The organism is Brevibacillus sp. YAE8, assembly GCF_057543335.1.
The window spans coordinates 392,380-410,424 of sequence record NZ_BAAIYG010000003.1; the positions used below are offsets into that span (position 1 = coordinate 392,380).

General features: G+C 56.7%; 17 protein-coding genes and 1 other RNA gene. 5 read left to right on the forward strand and 13 right to left on the reverse strand.

Translation table 11 applies throughout. The features are described 5' to 3' along the window. Window positions 1-21 precede the first annotated feature (21 nt). The 5 genes from AC27IT_RS07410 to AC27IT_RS07430 form a co-directional block, all read right to left on the reverse strand. Window positions 22-1,539 (reverse strand): solute symporter family protein, encoded by a 1,518-nt coding sequence (locus tag AC27IT_RS07410; protein ID WP_206699488.1) that lies wholly within the window; start codon window positions 1,537-1,539, stop codon window positions 22-24. A 134-nt stretch (window positions 1,540-1,673) separates the two neighbouring features. Continuing rightward, complete coding sequence (locus AC27IT_RS07415; protein ID WP_005832888.1) at window positions 1,674-3,200, reverse strand: solute symporter family protein; 1,527 nt, start codon at window positions 3,198-3,200, stop codon at window positions 1,674-1,676. Next, on the reverse strand, window positions 3,197-3,547 hold the full coding sequence (locus tag AC27IT_RS07420; protein WP_283859098.1) for a DUF485 domain-containing protein: 351 nt from the start codon (window positions 3,545-3,547) through the stop codon (window positions 3,197-3,199). The genes AC27IT_RS07415 and AC27IT_RS07420 overlap by 4 nt, the downstream gene beginning before the upstream one ends. A 139-nt stretch (window positions 3,548-3,686) precedes the next feature. Further along, window positions 3,687-4,415, reverse strand: a complete 729-nt coding sequence (locus AC27IT_RS07425) for a LytR/AlgR family response regulator transcription factor (RefSeq protein WP_005832892.1) — start codon at window positions 4,413-4,415, stop codon at window positions 3,687-3,689. Beyond that, on the reverse strand, window positions 4,415-6,166 hold the full coding sequence (locus AC27IT_RS07430) for a LytS/YhcK type 5TM receptor domain-containing protein (protein ID WP_283859097.1): 1,752 nt from the start codon (window positions 6,164-6,166) through the stop codon (window positions 4,415-4,417). The genes AC27IT_RS07425 and AC27IT_RS07430 overlap by 1 nt, the downstream gene beginning before the upstream one ends. Window positions 6,167-6,299: 133 nt before the next feature. Here AC27IT_RS07430 and asnB point away from each other — a divergent pair, with 133 nt between their 5' ends. Further along, entirely contained in the window at window positions 6,300-8,147 is a 1,848-nt protein-coding gene (gene asnB / locus AC27IT_RS07435; RefSeq protein ID WP_283859096.1) for an asparagine synthase (glutamine-hydrolyzing), read from the forward strand. Window positions 8,148-8,193: 46 nt separating this feature from the next. Here asnB and AC27IT_RS07440 read toward each other — a convergent pair whose 3' ends face one another. The 3 genes from AC27IT_RS07440 to rnpB all read right to left on the reverse strand — a co-directional run bounded on the left by AC27IT_RS07440 (window position 8,194) and on the right by rnpB (window position 11,529). Next, the gene (locus AC27IT_RS07440; RefSeq protein WP_005832896.1) at window positions 8,194-8,814 is read right to left on the reverse strand and encodes a DL-endopeptidase inhibitor IseA family protein; all 621 of its coding nucleotides are present in this window, start codon (window positions 8,812-8,814) and stop codon (window positions 8,194-8,196) included. Window positions 8,815-8,870: 56 nt separating this feature from the next. Further along, complete coding sequence (locus AC27IT_RS07445) at window positions 8,871-10,913, reverse strand: molybdopterin-containing oxidoreductase family protein (protein ID WP_283859095.1); 2,043 nt, start codon at window positions 10,911-10,913, stop codon at window positions 8,871-8,873. Between the two features lie 226 nt (window positions 10,914-11,139). Continuing rightward, an RNA gene (gene rnpB, locus AC27IT_RS07450) (RNase P RNA component class B) lies at window positions 11,140-11,529 on the reverse strand. A 135-nt stretch (window positions 11,530-11,664) separates the two neighbouring features. Between rnpB and AC27IT_RS07455 the strand changes: the two genes are divergently transcribed. Both AC27IT_RS07455 and AC27IT_RS07460 read left to right on the forward strand, forming a co-directional pair. Beyond that, window positions 11,665-11,973 carry a HesB/IscA family protein gene (locus tag AC27IT_RS07455; protein WP_025848379.1) on the forward strand — a complete coding sequence of 103 codons (309 nt, stop codon included), beginning with the start codon at window positions 11,665-11,667 and terminating at the stop codon, window positions 11,971-11,973. A 13-nt stretch (window positions 11,974-11,986) separates the two neighbouring features. After that, the gene (locus AC27IT_RS07460) at window positions 11,987-12,517 is read left to right on the forward strand and encodes a gamma carbonic anhydrase (RefSeq protein WP_007785089.1); all 531 of its coding nucleotides are present in this window, start codon (window positions 11,987-11,989) and stop codon (window positions 12,515-12,517) included. A 45-nt stretch (window positions 12,518-12,562) separates the two neighbouring features. Here AC27IT_RS07460 and AC27IT_RS07465 read toward each other — a convergent pair whose 3' ends face one another. Both AC27IT_RS07465 and AC27IT_RS07470 read right to left on the reverse strand, forming a co-directional pair. After that, complete coding sequence (locus AC27IT_RS07465) at window positions 12,563-13,108, reverse strand: GNAT family N-acetyltransferase (protein WP_487091701.1); 546 nt, start codon at window positions 13,106-13,108, stop codon at window positions 12,563-12,565. Between the two features lie 209 nt (window positions 13,109-13,317). Further along, window positions 13,318-13,998 (reverse strand): DUF1385 domain-containing protein, encoded by a 681-nt coding sequence (locus tag AC27IT_RS07470; protein WP_005832905.1) that lies wholly within the window; start codon window positions 13,996-13,998, stop codon window positions 13,318-13,320. Between the two features lie 78 nt (window positions 13,999-14,076). Here AC27IT_RS07470 and yfkAB point away from each other — a divergent pair, with 78 nt between their 5' ends. Both yfkAB and AC27IT_RS07480 read left to right on the forward strand, forming a co-directional pair. Then, window positions 14,077-15,192: a radical SAM/CxCxxxxC motif protein YfkAB gene (yfkAB, locus tag AC27IT_RS07475; RefSeq protein ID WP_005832907.1), complete on the forward strand. Its 1,116-nt coding sequence runs from the start codon at window positions 14,077-14,079 to the stop codon at window positions 15,190-15,192. Between the two features lie 30 nt (window positions 15,193-15,222). Further along, entirely contained in the window at window positions 15,223-15,477 is a 255-nt protein-coding gene (locus tag AC27IT_RS07480; protein WP_429776855.1) for an alpha/beta-type small acid-soluble spore protein, read from the forward strand. A gap of 5 nt (window positions 15,478-15,482) precedes the next feature. Here the strand turns inward: AC27IT_RS07480 and AC27IT_RS07485 are convergent, their stop codons facing one another. From AC27IT_RS07485 to AC27IT_RS07495, 3 genes are all read right to left on the reverse strand, one after another. Beyond that, the gene (locus AC27IT_RS07485) at window positions 15,483-17,039 is read right to left on the reverse strand and encodes an MDR family MFS transporter (protein WP_007785082.1); all 1,557 of its coding nucleotides are present in this window, start codon (window positions 17,037-17,039) and stop codon (window positions 15,483-15,485) included. A 230-nt stretch (window positions 17,040-17,269) separates the two neighbouring features. Further along, entirely contained in the window at window positions 17,270-17,458 is a 189-nt protein-coding gene (locus AC27IT_RS07490) for a hypothetical protein (protein WP_005832911.1), read from the reverse strand. Between the two features lie 121 nt (window positions 17,459-17,579). After that, on the reverse strand, window positions 17,580-17,963 hold the full coding sequence (locus AC27IT_RS07495; protein ID WP_005832912.1) for a LysM peptidoglycan-binding domain-containing protein: 384 nt from the start codon (window positions 17,961-17,963) through the stop codon (window positions 17,580-17,582). Window positions 17,964-18,045: the final 82 nt, after the last annotated feature.

Below are 18,045 nucleotides of genomic sequence, written 5' to 3' on the forward strand. Positions count from 1 at the left end.
GGGTGGAGCAGGAACAAATTTTTATGCAGAATCCGCTTGGCGTGCTGTCCGCGCCTGCGAAGTGCGGATGCCCGTCAATGCCTGGAGCAGCACGCGGTCGTAGTGCGCTTCAGCGTCAGGCTTGCGGGAATCGAGCAGCGTGCCGAGCACAGCGCCCAAAAACCCGAGCGGAATCGAAATCAAGCCGGGGTTGGTCAGCGGAAAAATCGGCTCGGCCAAAATGAAGCCAGTCTGTGGATTCATCACGGTCGGTCCGGCCACGACGAGTACGACGGAGGCGATCAGCCCCGTCAACACGCCGCAAATCGCCCCGCGCACGGTAAAGCGGCGCCAGTACAGCGTAAACAACAAGAGCGGCAAATTGGCCGAGGCGGCGACGGCAAAGGTCAGACCGACGAGAATCGCGACGTTCATCTTTTCCGCGCCGATAGCCAGCCAGATGGAAGCGAATCCGACGGCAACCGACGAGCATTTGGCCATCGCGACCTGTTCTTTTTCCGACGCCAGCCCCCGCCGGATCAGATGGCTGTAGACGTCATGGGCAAAAGCGGACGAGGCGGACAGCACCAGCCCGGTCACCACGGCCAAAATCGTGGCAAAGGCGACTGCAGCGATGTAGGCCATCAAAAATTCGCCGCCGAGCGCATCCGCGAGCAGCGTCACGGTCAGATTGCCGCCAAAGCCGACATTTTTCAGCGCCTCATAGCCGACGAAGGCGCTTGCGCCAAAGCCGAGAAAAATCGTCAGCAAATAAAACGCGCCGATCACCCACGTAGCCGTGTAGATCGAGGAACGGGTGGTCACCGCATCCTTGACCGTAAACAGGCGGGAAATGATGTGCGGCAGCCCGGCGGTGCCGAGAATCAGGGCGAGATGCAGCGAGATCGTCTCCAGCGGATCGTTCAACTGGTTGCCCGGATGCAAAAATTGCTCCTGCAACGGCGTAATCGTGCTGACGTGGGAAAACATCTCCGACAGGCTCCAGCCAAATCGCGAAAAGACGATCAGACTGAGGATGAGCGTCCCCGTCAGCAGCAAAATCGCCTTCACAATCTGCACCCACGAGGTCGCGACCATCCCGCCGAAGACGACGTAAAACGTCATCAGGCTGCCGACGATCATGACCGCCGTATCGTAGTGGACGCCGAGCAAATAGTGGATGAGCGCCCCTGCCCCGACGAGCTGCGCGATCATGTAAAAAATCGTAATCAACAGCGTCGTACACGCGACCACCCCGCGCAGCCACAAGCTGTCGAAGCGGACGGCAATCGCGTCGGCGAGCGTATAGCGCCCGAGGTTGTGCAACGGCTCCGCGATCAGAAACAAAATGATGAGATAGGAGACAAAAAAACCGATGGCGTACACGAAGCCGTCAAAGCCGTACATGGCAATCGTCCCGGCGATGCCGAGAAACGAAGCCGCGCTCATGTAGTCGCCCGCAATGGCAATGCCGTTTTGCAGACCCGTCAGGCGGTTGCCGGCGGCGTAAAAATCTCTGGTCGTTCCCGTCTGCTTGGCAGCCGAATACGTAATCGCCATCGTCCCGATTATGACAGCCAAAAAGAAAATGATCGTCGTCACGGACCCGCTCTCCTTTCCCCGCGCCAAACGAAAAAGCCCAGGGATCACCCTGAGCCTTTTTGCCTGGCAGGAGCTTCCTTGCGTATTTGCTTCTACGCCGAGTCCTTTATTCCTGTGTTCGCCCGCACCAAAATTTCGTCGTACTTCGCGTCGTTGCGCGAGCTGGACAGCAGCGTGCCGATCCAGGCGGCCAAAAACCCGAGCGGGATAGAGACGATTCCCGGATTCGGCAGCGGGAACAACGCTTCTCCGACCAAAATCGCTTTTCCGGCAACCGGATTCCAGACGTTGGGGCTCAAAGCCACGAGAATCAGCGAACTGAACAGCCCGACCAGCATGCCGCTGACCGCCCCTGTTGTGTTAAACCGTTTCCAGAAGATCGTGAACAAAATGACGGGCAGGTTGGCGCTGGCCGCAACGGCGAAGGCAAGCGCGACGAGAAACGCCACGTTCAAATTTTGGGCAAACAGCGCAAGTGCGATGGACACGACCGAAACCCCTACCGAAGCCCATTTCGCCATCTTCATTTGCTCTTTTTCCGTCGCTTTGCCCTGGCGGATGACGTGGCCGTAAAAATCGTGGGCAAACGCCGAGGCTGCGGTCAGCACCAATCCGGCCACGACGGCGAGAATCGTCGCGAAAGCAACGGCGGATACAAAGGCAAAGAGGAAGTTGCCGCCGAGTGCCTGGGCGAGCAGCGGAGCGCCCATGTTCCCGGCCGCATCCATGTTTTCCGCTCCTACAAACGCCGCTGCGCCAAAGCCGAGGAAGATCGTCATGATGTAGAAGAGGCCGATAATCCAGGTGGCGTAGACGACGGACTTGCGGGCAGTCGTCGCGTCTTTTACCGTAAAGAAGCGAATCAGGATGTGCGGCAGCCCGGCCGTTCCGAGCACCAGCGCCAGGTTGAGCGAGATCGTATCCAGCCCGACCTTGAACTTGTTGCCCGGATTGAGGAACTGCTCCCCGAGCGGCGTCGCCGTTTTCATCTGTTCAAACATCGTCATCAGGTTGAAATCAAACTTGGCAAAGACCATCAGCGAGATGATGAACGTGCCGACCATGAGCAGCACGGCTTTGACAATTTGCACCCACGAGGTTGCCGTCATGCCGCCAAACACGACGTAGACCGTCATCAGCGCCCCTACAATCAAAACAGAGGTCGTGTACTCCAGCCCGAGTAATAGCTTAATCAACGCCCCCGCCCCTACGAGCTGGGCGATCATGTAAAAAATCGAAATGGCGATGGAGTTCAGTGCAGCCACACCACGTACCTGCTTATTGTCAAAACGCGCAGCGATCATGTCCGCCATCGTGTATTTGCCGAGGTTGCGCAAAGGCTCCGCTACCAAGTAAAGCACGACGAGGTAGGCGACGAGAAAGCCGATGCTGTAAAAAAAGCCGTCAAACCCGCTTAATGCAATCATTCCGGCAATCCCGAGAAACGAAGCGGCAGACATGTAGTCGCCCGCAATCGCCAGCCCGTTTTGCCACCCTGTCAGCCCACCGCCCGCGGTGTAAAACTCGCTGGTCGTATTCGTCCGCTTGGAAGCGTAATACGTAATCACCAGCGTAAGCACGACAATTCCTAAAAAAAGTAAAAATGCCGTTACATTCATTTGCCCCCGCCCCCTGTCTCCCGCTTGATTTTCTCCACCAGCTCGTCAAAGCGCGCGGCCCGTTTGGTGTATAAAATACAGAGGCCCCAGGTCATGATGAATTGGGCAAAGGCGAACACCCACGCCCACGAAATCGCTCCAATCGCCGGCTGGTTGAGCACGGTGAAATAGGAGGTCAAGATCGGCAAAGTAAAGTAGAAGACAAAGAAGAAAATGGAAGATGGCAGGATGAACGCCCGTTTGCTGCGCAACAGCTCCTTGAAAGTGTCTGATTGGATGATCGCTGTGTAATCACTGCTATCCTGCTTCTGGCTCTGTGCTTTTGGCACCGAAAGCGGCTTGCTCATTGGAACCTCCCCCTCTACAAACAAAAATGTAAGCGCTTCCTCTATTGTAGGGAATCCGTTTTTGTTCGTGTGGCTTTTCGCGCAAGATGTCTGGGGGCGTGCGCCAACGGCCGATTTTGCATCGCGATCTGCAAGCGCCTCATTCTTCGAGCCGTCTCAGCAAATCTTTGGCCGAGGTTCGGGACACCGGGATGCGCGTCTTCGCCTCTCCTTTCAATAGCAGGTTGTAGGCGCCGTTGAACCACGGCTCCAGCTCGCTCACATAGTGCAGGTTGACCAGGTAGCTTTTGTGCGTGCGAAAAAAATCGTAGCCGGCAAGCTTTTCCATGAGCTGGGTCAGCGTCATCCGCGTGGAATACGTGTCGGTCTGGGTAATGATGCGCACGAGCCTCTCTTCTCGCACAGCGTAGACGATCGTGGCCGGATCGATCACGACCAGCCTGCTGTTGTCCTCCACGATCAGCTTGGAGCGCTTGGGAGCAGCCGGCTCCTGCCTAGGCTTGACCAGCCGCTCGCGGATGCGCTGCATCGTTTCCACCAGCCGCTTCGGCTCCGTCGGCTTCAGCAAATAATCGACGGCGTTCAGCTTGAAGGCGTCTACGGCAAACGTCTCATACGCCGTACAGAAGACGATGAGCGGCTGCGGCTTGCGGGCGGCCAGCATTCTCGCGGCCTGTGCCCCTTCCAGCTCCGGCATTTTCATATCGAGAAAAACGACGTCCGGCTCGTGCTCGTCGACCATTTCCAGCAACTCCCGGCCGTTGGTCGCGTAGGGAAGCAGCTCGACATCCCCTTCCTGTTGCAACAAATAGCTCAACTCTTCACGTGCAAGTCGTTCGTCTTCTGCAATCATGATACGAATCGGCATCAGGCACTCACCTCTTTTTTGATTGGAATCGCAAATGTGATCGAACTGCCGCCTTCTGGCCTGTTGGCAAAATGCAGTTGCGCATCCGGGCCTTGCAAACTGATGAGCCGCTGGTTGACGTTGTGGACCCCGATGCCGTTTCCGTCCTTGCGCTCCATCGGAATTTTGCCCAGGAGCGGAAGCAGTTCCTCCGGGAATCCTCGGCCGTTGTCCTCGATCGTAAACACGATGGCATGGCCTTGCCGCTTTACGCGCAGGCTGATTTCCCCGCCTGCCCCCATGTCGCGCAAGCCGTGGTGAATACAGTTTTCAATCAGCGGCTGCAAGGTGCCGGGCGGCATGAGCGCGTCTTCCACGCCGGGATCAACGGACGTATGCACGGCGAACTGCTCGGAAAAGCGGATGCGGATAATCTCCAAATAAGCGTGCAGATGCTCCAACTCCTGGCCGACCGTGACCAGCGTGCTCGACGTGAGCTTCAGATTGAAGCGCATGAACACGCTAAGCTGAATGGTCATATGGCGGGCGAGCTGCGGGTCGATCCGGATCAAGGTCACGATCGAATTGAGCGTGTTGAACAAAAAGTGCGGGTGAATTTGCGCCTGCAGCATTCGCAGCTCCGCGTCCTTCATCAGCCCTTTCATCTGCTCGGCGAGCGACAGCGTCAACTGGTTGGAGATGAGGTTGCCAAGCCCTTTTGCCAGCGCCTCCTGAACTTTGCCGATTTGCTGGGGACGGCGAAAATACAGCTTGATTAAGCCGACGACGCTTCCCCCTTCTTTGATCGGAACGAGTATGGCGGCTTGCAGTTGGCATTGCTTGCGCTTGCAGCCGAGCATCTCCCGGCCCACGCCCTTGTCGATCGAGCCGCTGGCCAGCACGCGCTGCTCCAGATCGCTCTGAACCGTTTCTCCGGGCAAGTGATGGTCGGCCCCGGCGCCGACGTGGGCCAGTACGCGCTCCCGGTCCGTCACGGCTACTGCGATCGCTTTCGCCTCGCGTTGCAGCACGAGCGCCGCTGCTTGCGCTGTCTGCGGCGTCAGCCCCATTTTCAACTGCGGCAAAATACGCTGAGCAATCGTGAACGCACGCTCAGCCTCCAACGCAGCGGAGCGCTCCTCTTCTTGCAGGGCGACGCGAATCATCGTCGTAAAAATGGCAATCGAAATGCTGTTCGTAAGCACCATCGGAATGCCAATGACATTGACCATCGTGCGAACCAGCTCCGGCGGTCCTGACATAATCAATAGCAGCGACATCTGGATCACGGGAGCAAACATGCCGATAAACAGCGCTTTGGAGGGCGAGATCACCCGTTCTTGCGAAAAAAACCGCGCCACATAACCTGCCAACAGCCCTGTGAGCGGAACGGACAAGCCCATGGGAACCGCGGCAAAACCGCCCAACTGATTCAAGTGCAGGCCTGCAATAATCCCCGCTCCCAACCCGACCATCGGCCCGCCCAGAAGCCCTCCGATCACGACGCCGACCAGCGTGGAATTGGCAACGATCTCCTCTCCTGCAAGCGAAAAAATCCAAAAGCCCGGGATGTACCCGTCTTTGTGCACCACCACGCCCGCATACGTGCCCGCGATGCCGAACAAGCCGAACATCATCGAAAAAGCGATGGAGGTTCCAAGGTGCAGCTCCCGGTCCAAAAGCTGCCGGAACAGCGGAATCCGCGTCAGGATAAACCCGAGCGTCAAGAGAATGCCCATCCGTTCGATGAGCAGCAGCGTGAGATTGTCCACGGCTTCCTCCTGTTTGTGTTGAAATCTTCTATAAATTCCGCATTTATTTCGAATTCCCTGCTGGACAGACAATCAAGCTGGGCGTTTTGCATACGCTGAGTGTGCAATGCTTCATGGGAAGGGTGATGGAAACATGTGTGGAATCGTAGGTTGGATTGATTGGGAAAAGGACCTTTCCCAGGAGCGTCCGGTACTGCAAAAAATGACCCGGTGCCTCACGGATCGCGGGCCTGACTCCGACGGGTTTTGGCTGACTCCGCGGGCCGCCCTCGGTCATCGTCGCCTCGTCGTGGTAGACCCGGCAGGCGGGCAACAGCCGATGACGGCTCTCAAAAGCGAACATGCCTGCACGATGATTTACAACGGGGAGCTGTACAACACGGAAGACTTGCGGCAGGAGCTGCTCGCCTGCGGCCATACTTTTCAGTCCCATTCTGATACGGAGGTGCTGCTGCACACGTATCTGGAATGGGGCACGGACTGCCTCTCCAAGCTGAACGGTATTTTCGCTTTTGCGATCTGGGACGATCGGGCACAGCAATTGTTTGTCGCACGCGACCGACTGGGTGTCAAGCCGCTGTTTTACGCGCAGAGAGGCAGCTCGTTTTTGCTCGCCTCCGAATTAAAAGCGCTGCTGGCCCACCCCGATGTACGGCCGGAGCTGTCGCGGGAAGGGCTCGCGGAAGTGTTTGGCATCAGCCCCGCGCGCACGCCGGGCCATGGCGTGTTCCATAACGTGCACGAAGTACGTCCGGGCTGCTTCCTCACCGTCACGCGCGACCGGGTCAAACAGGAGCGATACTGGCAGTTGGAAAGCCGTCCGCATACCGACGACCTGGACACGACGACAGCGCGCGTCAGAGAGCTCGTCGTCGATTCCATCCAGCGCCAGTTGGTAGCGGACGTCCCTGTCGCGACCCTCCTGTCCGGCGGGCTTGACTCCAGCGTCATTACGGCTGTGGCCGCCGACTATTTCAAAAAAGAAGGCCGCGGAACGCTCCACAGCTACTCCATCGACTATGTAGACAACGACAAGCATTTCAAAGCGAGCGCTTTTCAACCGAACGAGGATGCGCCGTATGTGCAGCTCGTTTCCAAATTTTTGGGCACCGCGCACCATACGATCGAATTGGATACGGCTGAGCTGATCGATGCCTTGAAAACAGCAACGCTCGCCCGCGACCTGCCAGGGATGGCGGACGTGGACGCCTCGCTCTACCTGTTTTGCCGCGAGATCAAAAAAGAGACGACGGTTGTCCTCTCCGGCGAATGCGCAGATGAAGTGTTCGGCGGCTACCCGTGGTTTCACCGGGAGGAGCTGCTTACCGCCGGGACCTTCCCTTGGTCGCGGGCGGTGAAGGAACGGGCCTCGTGGCTTGCGCCCGAGCTGCGAGCCTGGGTCAAACCGGAGGAATACGTCGCGATGCGCTATGCGGAATCGCTCGACGAAGTGCCGCACTTGCCGGGTGAGGACCCGCTGGAAGCACGCCGCCGGGAAATGTTTTACCTCAATATTACGTGGTTCATGAATACGCTGCTCGATCGCAAGGACCGGATGAGTATGGCGGCCAGCCTGGAAGCGCGCGTGCCTTTTTGCGACCACCGGATCGTCGAGTACGTCTGGAATATCCCCTGGGAAATGAAAACGTACGGCAATCGCGAAAAAGGGATTTTGCGCAAGGCGATGGAAGGCATTCTCCCCGACGAAGTGCTGTACCGCAAAAAAAGCCCGTATCCGAAAACGCACAACCCGTCCTACACCGAAGCCGTCCGCACCTGGCTGCTTGATATTTTGAACGACCCGAGCTCGCCGCTGCTGCAGTTGGTCGATGTCCCCGTCATTCGCAAAATTGCCGAGTCGGACGCCCAGGCTTCCAGCATACCGTTCTTCGGTCAGCTCATGAGCATGCCGCAGCTTTTCGCCTACCTGGGCCAGCTAGACTACTGGCTGCGCGAATACAAGGTCACGATCAAGGCGTAGCGTAACGATGGCAACCGTGCAAAAGCAAAGCTCCTCGACCCCATGGTTATGGGGTTTTGAGGAGCTTTTTCTTTCCTTTGCTCTTTTTCTTTTTGGCCTGCTTTGCCTCGGGCTTCGCTGCAGGGTGCAAGACCGGCTTCGGCCCTGGCTTCGCGACGGACTTGACGGCGGGCTTCGGCGCCGGCTTCGGCGTCGCCTTCAAAGCGGCGGCAGGCGGACGGTATCGCACGTCACCTTCGCGGCCGGATCGTTTCATGATCGTAAACGCATCGGTTTCTCCCGCGCGGATCAAGCGGTAATCCACTCTCGTCTTCTTTTCTCCCCCGACGAGGATCGCTGCCACCACTCGCTGGTTGGGGCAGTTCGCTTTGACTTGTACAGACTGTACCGTGTTCGGAAACGGCGGGACCGCGCCATACGGGATACACAGCTTTCCTTTTAGCATCCGCAGGCGGAGGTTGCGAATCATCGCCTCTGTCAGTTGCTTGCCCCAATACCTGCGAAAGATGCGGGAGATTTTCCGCTTCGTGTTGTATTTGTCGGGCAAGGGCGTGTAATCGACGCCATTTACGGTGTAGACGACCTTTCCTCGCGGCGACGTGGCGATCTGTGTCCAGACTTGCTCGGCCGAGCTGATAAACTGCTTGAACATGCGCCATTCATCCAACGATTTCACCTCCTCCATAAACCGTATGGAGAAGGGCTTATGCTAGTACGCCCTTTTTATTTGGCGAGCTTCACAACGTCCACACACCCGGAGAAAAAGGTCGCGCCGCCACCCATGTCGGCAACCCGATCAGGGGTGAGCGCGTTCACGTAATGCTTGGCCTGCGGGGCATCTGCCCACAAGCCTTGGCTGACGACCACGCCCGGCAAAACATTTTCGCCGACGGATACGACCAGCTCGCATTCTCCCCGCTCATTCCAGACGCGCACCGTGTCCCCATCCGCAATCCCGGCGGCGAGCGCATCCGCGCTGTTCATATGCAGGCGAGGAATTTTCTCCATCTTGACGTGCTTGTCATTGTTGGAAAACGTCGAGTTCAAAAAGTTATGGTTCGGGCCGGGAATGAATCGGTACGGATAAGCGTCGTCCGTCAGAAGCGGCGTATATGTCGGCAAGGCCGGATAGCCTCTGTCTGCCATCGCCTGCGAGTACAGCTCGATTTTTCCGCTCGGAGTTGCCAGGCGGCCGGCAAAGTACGAATCGACCTTGGCCTTCATGAAGTTTCGTTCCGCGAGCGTCTCGAAGTCGATTCCTTCCAGATGCGGATTGCCGTGCCCCTGCAGCGCCTGGCGAATCATCTCCTCGTCGGAATCGCGGAAGGCAGGCTCGTCGTAGCCCATGGCAGCAGCGAGCAAGCGGAACAGTTCCGTGTTGGACTTGCTCTCGCCATACGGGGCGAGAACCGGCTTTTGCAACTGAATGTAGTGGTGCCAGTAGCTTGTGTAAAAGTCCATGTTTTCGTACGAGGACGTAGCGGGCAACACGATGTCGGCATAGCGAGCCGTCTCGGTCAAAAACAGATCGTGGACAACGGTGAACAAATCTTCCCGCGCAAGCCCTTGTCTGACCTTGTTGCCATCCGGAGCGACAATCGCCGGGTTGCTCGTGTACACAAACAGCGACTTCACAGGTGGATTCGCTTCCAGGAGCGCTTTGCCCAGCTCGTTCATGTTGATGACGCGGGTGTTTTTGTCGGCGAGCAAATCCGGCCGCTGCAACGCGCTTTTGTTGTGCTCCAAAAATCCTTTGTTGCCCTTGATCGCGCCCCCGCCCCGCACGAGCCACTGTCCGGTGAGCGCGGGCAGACAGGCGATCGTCCGCACGCACATGCCGCCGTTGTCGTGATGCTGAATGCCGTTGCCGATGCGGATAAAGGCTGGCGACGTCTGCCCGTACCAGCGCGCCAGCTTGTAAATATCGTCAACCGGGACGCCCGTAATCGCGGACACGGTAACCGGGTCGTACGCTTTTACGTGCTCCCTTAGCTCTTCGTGGCCGACCGTGTACGTTTGCAAAAAGGCGGAATCGACCAAGTTTTCTGCGAACAGGACGTGCATAAGTCCGAGCGCCAGGGCGGTATCGGTCCCGGGCAAAATCGGGATGAACCAGTCGGCCCAGCGTCCTGTCTGGTTTTTATGGACGTCGATGACGACGATTTTCGCGCCGTTTTTCCGCGCCTGCTCGGCAAGCACGACCTGGTGCATGTTCGTGCTGACCGTGTTGATGCCCCACATGATGAACAGCTTGGCGTGTACCGTGTCCTCAGGGTCGGTCCCGAAAGCGCCGCCCATCGTGAAGTTGTAGCCGACCGCTCCTGCGCTGTTGCAAATCGTGCGGTCGAGAATGCTCGCACCCATGCGGTGGAAAAAGCGCCGATCCATGCCTTCCACATTGATCCGGCCCATATTTCCGTAAAAGCTGTACGGCAAAATGGACTCGGGGCCGTCCGCATCAATCAAGGTACGCCAGCGCGAAGCAATCGTTTCGATCGCTTCCTCCCAGGTGATGCGGACAAACTCGCCGCTGCCTTTTTTCCCGACTCGCTTGAGCGGATAGGCCAGCCGCTTCGGATCGTAGAGGCGCGCCGCCATGTTGCGCACTTTGTTGCAAATGTTTCCTCTCGTCACCGGATGGTTCGGATCGCCCTCGATTTTTACCAACTTGCCATCCTGCTTGTGAAGCAACAGTCCGCACTGATCTGGGCAATCCAGGGAGCAGACGGCAGGAAATACGCCATTTTCCTCTGTCGTAAAAGTCACGGTAGTCCCTCTTTCGTCGTTTGCTTTTTTTGGTTGTTCGCTGCAAGCTGCCACAAGCTCTAAATCCATGTAACCAGATCGCGTAACATTACTTTTCTATGTATTTTAGCATGAGTGGTGAGCATTTTCGCTACCGAAAACGCCGCGGCCTGCACTTGCGAGTCGGTCCATATAAAAAAACCGCCTAAAAATCAGGCGGTTTTGTCTTATCCTATCCAGCAGGAAATGCTATAAGCCAGGTTCTGTCTCTCCCGTGCTGCAAGCGGGACGTATCCCTCGCACCAAGAGCGGTAGCCATCTATCTATGGCATCCGAAGATACCATCCGTCCCTTCCGTTTGATTCCTTCAGGACGGTTCCCCTACCAAATTTGGGTTTCTCGCTCGCAGGGTTTACCGCGTTCCATCTTTTCTGTCGCCAGAAAAGCTACGTTTCTGTGGCACTTTCAGCGTACTCGGGCCTCAGAGAGAGCCCTTTCCACGCCGTCAGCGAGGCTTGCGCCTCACTGCCCTGGCTTGCGCCAGGTACGAACACTCCAAGCATCTCAGCTTGGGCGAGCCTGGACTTTCCTCTACCGCCAATCGCCGAGACGATTGCGGCAGCGGCTACCCGCATTTCCTGCATTTCAGAATCAGTACTACATACTCTATCATACAGCTAATGTGCGGTCAACCAGCAGAAACTGGAACGTTCCCATTCGATCCTTTTGCCAACCTGTAGTACAATGAAAGAAGCGACAAGGAGGGTTGACCGTGATAACCATTACCCCACAGGCGGCAGCGCGCCTTGCCCTGATGATCGCGGAAGAGCGTGACGCAGACAAGCTGGGGATCAGGCTCGTTCCTACAACGACAGGCTGCGGCAGCTTTACCTACAGCATTGCCATCACCGAAGCGGAAAAGCACGATCAGGTCCAGGTCATCAACGAAGTCCGCTTTTTTTACCAGCCGCAAGACGTAGACAAGCTCCTTGGGACTGTCATCGATTGCGATCCTGTCACGGGGCGTTTTTCCATTCTCCATCCCCGGCCGCAAGAGGCAAATTGCCCGCATACTCACTGACCAGGAGGTTATTATGCTACTGCTTTCGTTCGAAAACATCAAGCCCAACATTCATCCAACTGTTTTCCTCGCCAAAGGCTCCGTCGTGTCGGGAGACGTGGAAATCGGCGAGGATTCTTCCATTTGGTACAACACCGTCATTCGCGGCGACATCGCGCCGACCATCATCGGCAAACGAGTGAGCGTGCAAGACAACAGCACGCTGCACCAAAGCCCGAACAACCCGTTGATTCTCGAAGACGAGGTAACGGTCGGACACAATGCCGTCCTGCACAGTTGCATCGTCCGCCGCGGCGCCTTGATCGGCATGGGCGCGATTGTGCTGGACCGCGCCGAGATCGGCGAGGAAGCGATGGTCGCGGCTGGCGCACTCGTCCCGCCCGGCATGAAAGTGCCGCCCCGCACGCTCGTAGTAGGCAACCCGGCGAAGATCAAGCGGGAGCTGACCGAAGCAGACTTCAAAGAGCTGGTGCGCATCCGCCAGTCTTACGTCGACAAAGGAAAAATGTACCGCAAGCTGGAAGAAAGCCCGCTGGAACGGTAGCGCATAGAGACGAAAGGTCGAGGACATCCGTGCCCTCGACCTTTTTTAGTCGCGATATCTGCCCATCACGATCGTATTGTAGTAGTTGCCGTCGGAAAGCAGTTTGTCCTGTTTCAAAACGCCCTCCACTTCAAAGCCAAGCCGCTCGTACAGCCGGATCGCTTTCTCATTCGTTTCCAGGACGTGCAGCGCCATTTTTTTCACGCCAGTTCGATCCGCCCACGCGATTGATTCCTGCAACAAATGTTTCCCGATGCCGTATCCCCAAAAAGCTTGCAGGACTCCTACGCCAAACTCCACCTTGTGCGCGAATCTTTTCAGCGGGCTGCCTGCGCAGCGCGAAAACGCGACGATCTGCCCCTCTGCCACCGCCACCAGAAACAGGTTGCGGCTGCTCGCGGAGTCGGCGCGAATCAGCTCGCTGAACCCGGCTTCGTCGATGTAGCCTTCGCCTTTTTCCCGGTCCAGATTTTCCGTCTCGCCGTCGATTTGCAGCCGCAGCGCGGACAGCTCGCCCGCGTCCTGATCCGTTGCGGAGCGGATCGTGTAAGTCAGCCCATTGACGGTAAAATCGCGCTTTTCGATTCGCATGCTGCCCCTCCCTCTCTGTTTGGAGTTGATAAACTCTGCTGCGCTCGTCCATTTTTTCACAAAAAAAGCCCGCGAGCGAACGAGTATTGGAAATTTTACCAAAACAAAGGAAATGGCGCAATTGTTTTGGCAACTCCTGACATGGATAAAAAAAGAGCAGCGTATTCATAAAAGGACACTCTGCTCTTTTCCTGCCCGCCCGCTCGTGTTCAGGCGGAGCGCTGCCGCTCCACTTCGCGAATATGCTCAAACAGCATATAGGAACGAATCGCCGTCTCCAGGTGCAGGCGATCCGGCTCTTTTGTCGTGAAGTGCTTCTGAAAAAAAGCGGACAGCTTGTAAAGCACGCCGCAATATTTGCGCACGTAGCGATCCCCAAACATCCCGACGAACAGGCCGCCCACGCCGCAGACAACGCTCCACTCCAGCGGCAAAAACCAGACCGAGAGCAAAAATCCGACGAAAAACCAGACGACCAGATTGGTCGAGCAGCCGTCGTTGACGATATCGGCTTTGGCGATTTGCGGCAAGGCCGCCAGCGATTTTTTGCCTGTATAGCTAAAGACTTTATGTTCTGCACCGTGAAACTTTTTCATCATTTTTGGAAAAACAAAATGAAAGCCGCCGATGTAAACCGCTACCCACAGCGGATCTATAACCGCCCACGCCGGATTGACCAGGGCTGCGACCACATAGCAGGCAAGCAGCAGATGAAAAAGCTGATAATACCAGGGAAAGGAGAAAAAAATCCGATACCACAGCTTGCCGATCGTCTTGAGCGTAATTTTTTCCGCCCACATATGGATGACGCCGTCTTTTACTTCGGCACAAGCAAGCACGTTTCGATCATGAAAAAGCACACCGCGTCCAAAAGACATCCCCATAATCATGCCGTTAGCTATTCTCCTTCCGCTCTAATGTCGTTATAATAGGTTGAGTTGTACGCAGAATGAAGGAGGTTTCCACAATTGATCCGCATGGTTCCAACAACACCAATCACACCGATACACGATCCATGGGAGCCGTTGTTTAATGCGACACCGCCCGCTTACAAGCTTACCAGCGTGGAGTTTACGGTAACGAATCTGTGCAATCTCCGCTGCGAGCATTGCGCGGTTGGCGATACATTGCGATATAAAGACGATCCCGCCCTGCCTGTCGATCTGATCCTGCGCCGTCTGGACGAAGCCAAGGATTTGCTTACGCTAAGTATAACAGGCGGGGAACCGATGTACAGCGAACGAACTGTAAAGGAAGTCATCCTGCCGATCCTGCGCTACGCAGCAGACCGCGGACTGCGCACACAGATCAACTCGAACATGTCCATGCCGTTTTCCCGCTACGAGCTGATTTTGCCTTACATAGATGTGATGCACATTTCCTGGAACTGGTCTACGCCAGAGGAATTTCATGATATTGTTTACGCAAAAGCAAGGCAAACGGTTTCAATCAAACAGGCAGAAGCGCAGTTTGAGCGCATCATGGAAAATTCCCGCAAGCTCGCTGCAGCAGGCGTGTTCGTCTCCGCGGAGACGATGCTCAATCATCGGACGTGGCCGAAGCTCGATACACTGCATCGGCAAATTCAGGAAATGGGCAGCCGCAGGCACGAGGTTCACCCGATGTACGCCAGCGACTTTGCCCGCGACCTGAACGTGCTGTCTTTGGATGAGCTGCGCCAGGCGATTCACCGGATGCTCGACATTCGCAACGAAAACTTGTGGATGCTGTTCGGGACTCTCCCCTTTTTCGCCTGCAGCCCTGATCCGGCAGACCGAGAGCTGATCCAAAGACTGCGAACAGCGAAAAATGTGACCACCCGCAATGATCCGGATGGTCGGAATCGCTTGAATATCAACATTTTTACGGGCGATGTGATCGTGACCGACTTCGGCGATGTCGAGCCGCTCGGCAATATCCAGGACGCTCAGCTTCAACATATGTTTGACGCCTGGCAGCGCCATTCGTTGAACCAGAAGATCAACTGCTTCTGTCCCGCGGCCAAATGCGCCGGGCCGAACCTGCTCGTTGCCAACACTTACTACCCGGAGACGGACTTCACGTTGCGCAAGGCACTCGTCTAGTTGGGCACGCTAAGGCGAGAGGTGATATCCATGAGCAGACGAAAACGTCCTCTCGTCCCAGGTGCCAGAGCAGGGCTCGATGCCTTGAAAGCGCAAGTCGCCCATGTCGCCGATCCGAACCAGGCGAAGTATGAAGTGGCTTCCAAGCTTCACGTCCCGCTGCAGCGCGGCTACAACGGCCAGCTCAGCTCACACGACGCAGGCCGGATCGGCGGCAGGCTGGGCGGCAGCATGGTAAAGGAAATGGTGCGGATGGCCGCGCAAGCCATGAATCAAAAATCGTAACGGCCTCACGCCTTGGGAACCCTGTCTTTTGCTGAAAGCGAGCGGCGGGGTTCTTTTTCGATCAATCGCGCCCTCCCCAACAGCATGCTGGCAGCCAGGCTGATGAAAATCAGCAGCATCCCGGAGAAAAACACGCCGTGCAAAGCCTCGCTGAATACGTGCTGTACGGCCGCGAGCGACTCGGGCGCAAGCGCACTGCGAAGCTGCTCGTCCAGCAGAAGCTTCGGATCGGCAAGGGCGGCAAGCTGCTCAGCAGACAGCGTGGAGTCTGCCATACCGCTCACCTCGTTCATCCCCGCCTGCATGCGCCACGCCAAAATCGTTCCGAATACGCTGATGCCCATCGTCCCGCCAATCGAGCGAAAAAATTGCGAGGTCGACATGGCGACGCCGCGTGCCTCGGGCGGAACCGCACTTTGGGCTGCTGTACCGAGCGCCGGGAAGACTGCTCCCATCCCAAGCCCCGTCACGATCATGGAAACCAAAAGCTGGCTGTTTGGCGTGGTTGCCTGAAGCTGGCCTAAAAGGTAAAAGCCAATCGCTATCAAGACCAGACTCGGAACCAGAATCGCGCGAAACGAAGCTTTGGCCAGCAGCCTTCCGCCAATGGCAGAAGACACTGCCACGGACAGCATGAGCGGTGTCAGCATATACCCCGCCTCCGCCGGACTTGCTCCGCGCACGCCCTGGACGAACAGCGGAATGTAAGCAATGGCACCAAATAGCGCTGCGCTCACGAAAAAGCCTGCGATATTTCCGAAGCCGATGGCCGGAATCCGAAACAGCGAGAGCGGCAAAAGCGGCTCCTTCGCCTTGCTTTCAACCCAGATGAACAGCCCCGTCAAAAGCAGACCCGTACCGAACAAGCCGAGAACCGGCCATGAGCCCCATGCGTCATGCCGCTCCCCTCCGATCACCAGGGCGAGCAAAATCGCAAGGACAGCGGCGCTCAGGCTGATGGCTCCGTACCAGTCAATCTGCGGCTTTTTGTCGCGAATCGTTTTCCCGCGCCACGCCAGTGCGATGAGCAGAAAGGCGGGAATGCCGATCGGCAGATTGAGAAAGAAAATCCAGCCCCAGTCCCACTTCTCCACTATGATCCCTCCCAGCGTCGGACCGACCATGCTCGCCAAAGCGAACACCGCTCCGAACAAGCCCTGGAATTTTCCGCGTTGCTCGGGTGGGTACAGCTCGCCGACAATCGTAAAGGCAATCGGCAGCAAAGCCCCGGCCCCCAAGCCTTGCACTCCCCGGGCGGTAATCAGCTCCATCATCGAGCCTGACCATCCGCACAAGAGCGACCCCGCCAAAAACAGCGCCAACCCGCTCAAATAGACAATCCGCGTGCCAAACAAATCGGCGAGCTTTCCGTAAATCGGCATCGTGATCGTCGAAGCGAGCATGTAGATCGCAAACACCCAACTGTAGAGCGACAATCCTGCCCATTCTTTTGTAATCGTCGGCATGGCCGTGGCCACGATCGTCTGATCCAGCGACGCCAACACCAGACCAAGCAGCAAGCCTGCCGTCACCAGATTCACCTGACGCTTTTGTTCCTTCATCTCGTTCCCTCCCTTTTTTTGTAAAACCGTCGTTGACAGCTTCAAAAATATAAGGGAAATCGCGAAAAATGAATAGACTTTTTCTTTGCGATCGGTTATTCTGATGGTAGAGTCTGCCCCTGAGAACTTGCAGGTTTCCATTGCTTTCGGACGCCTTGCCTATAGATAAAAAACCGCCCCAGCAACGACTGGAGGCGGTTTTTTTGGTTGTCCGGCTTCATGCCTGATCGTCATCTGAGTTTGTCGAGATTTTTCGCACTCGGCTTGCGTGGCCCAAGCATCGTCTTGCTGATGCTGTTTACTTTGTGAAAGGAATCGAATACTTGGTCGATGACTTCCACCAGCTCGCGAATCTGCACCACTTTTCCATAGACGCCCATGAAATGGTGTCTGACGTTTTTGCCGTTAAACCCTAGCATGGCCGCACCTCCTCGTAATCCTCTAGTACTACCTTATGCAGTTCGGGGCCAAGAGGCGATGGCGTAGCGGGAAAATTATTAGCCCTTTGCAAAAAGGAAGGATGGCCGGACGTCCAATGGCTTAGCGCGGGCGTGGAGTCGCAGTCGGGCGCGGTCGAGGGGGCGGGGTTGGCGCAGGCGTCGGCACCGGGCCGGGCACGAGGCGTTCCAGACGGGTCACGCGCGCCTCCAGGCGGTTGACGCGTGTTTCCAGGCGATCCACGCGATCATCGACTTTGGTGTAGTCGTCGCGCAGCGCATCCACGCGATTTTCCACGCGCGTCAATCTCCGTTCCACATCACTCGTCGGAGCAGGCGTGGCAGTGACCGGGATGTACAGGTTTTGACCGACGTAAATGTAATACGGATAGGCGATATTGTTTACGCGGATCAATTCCTGAACGGGCACGCCAAAGCGAGCGGCAATACTGTTCAGGGTATCTCCCGCACGGACTGTATAGTTCACGAAGCTCACTCCCTCTATCGTTTCTTGTTCGTTACTAGCCTATGCCCGCCCGGAGACAGTGGAGATAAACCAATACCCATTT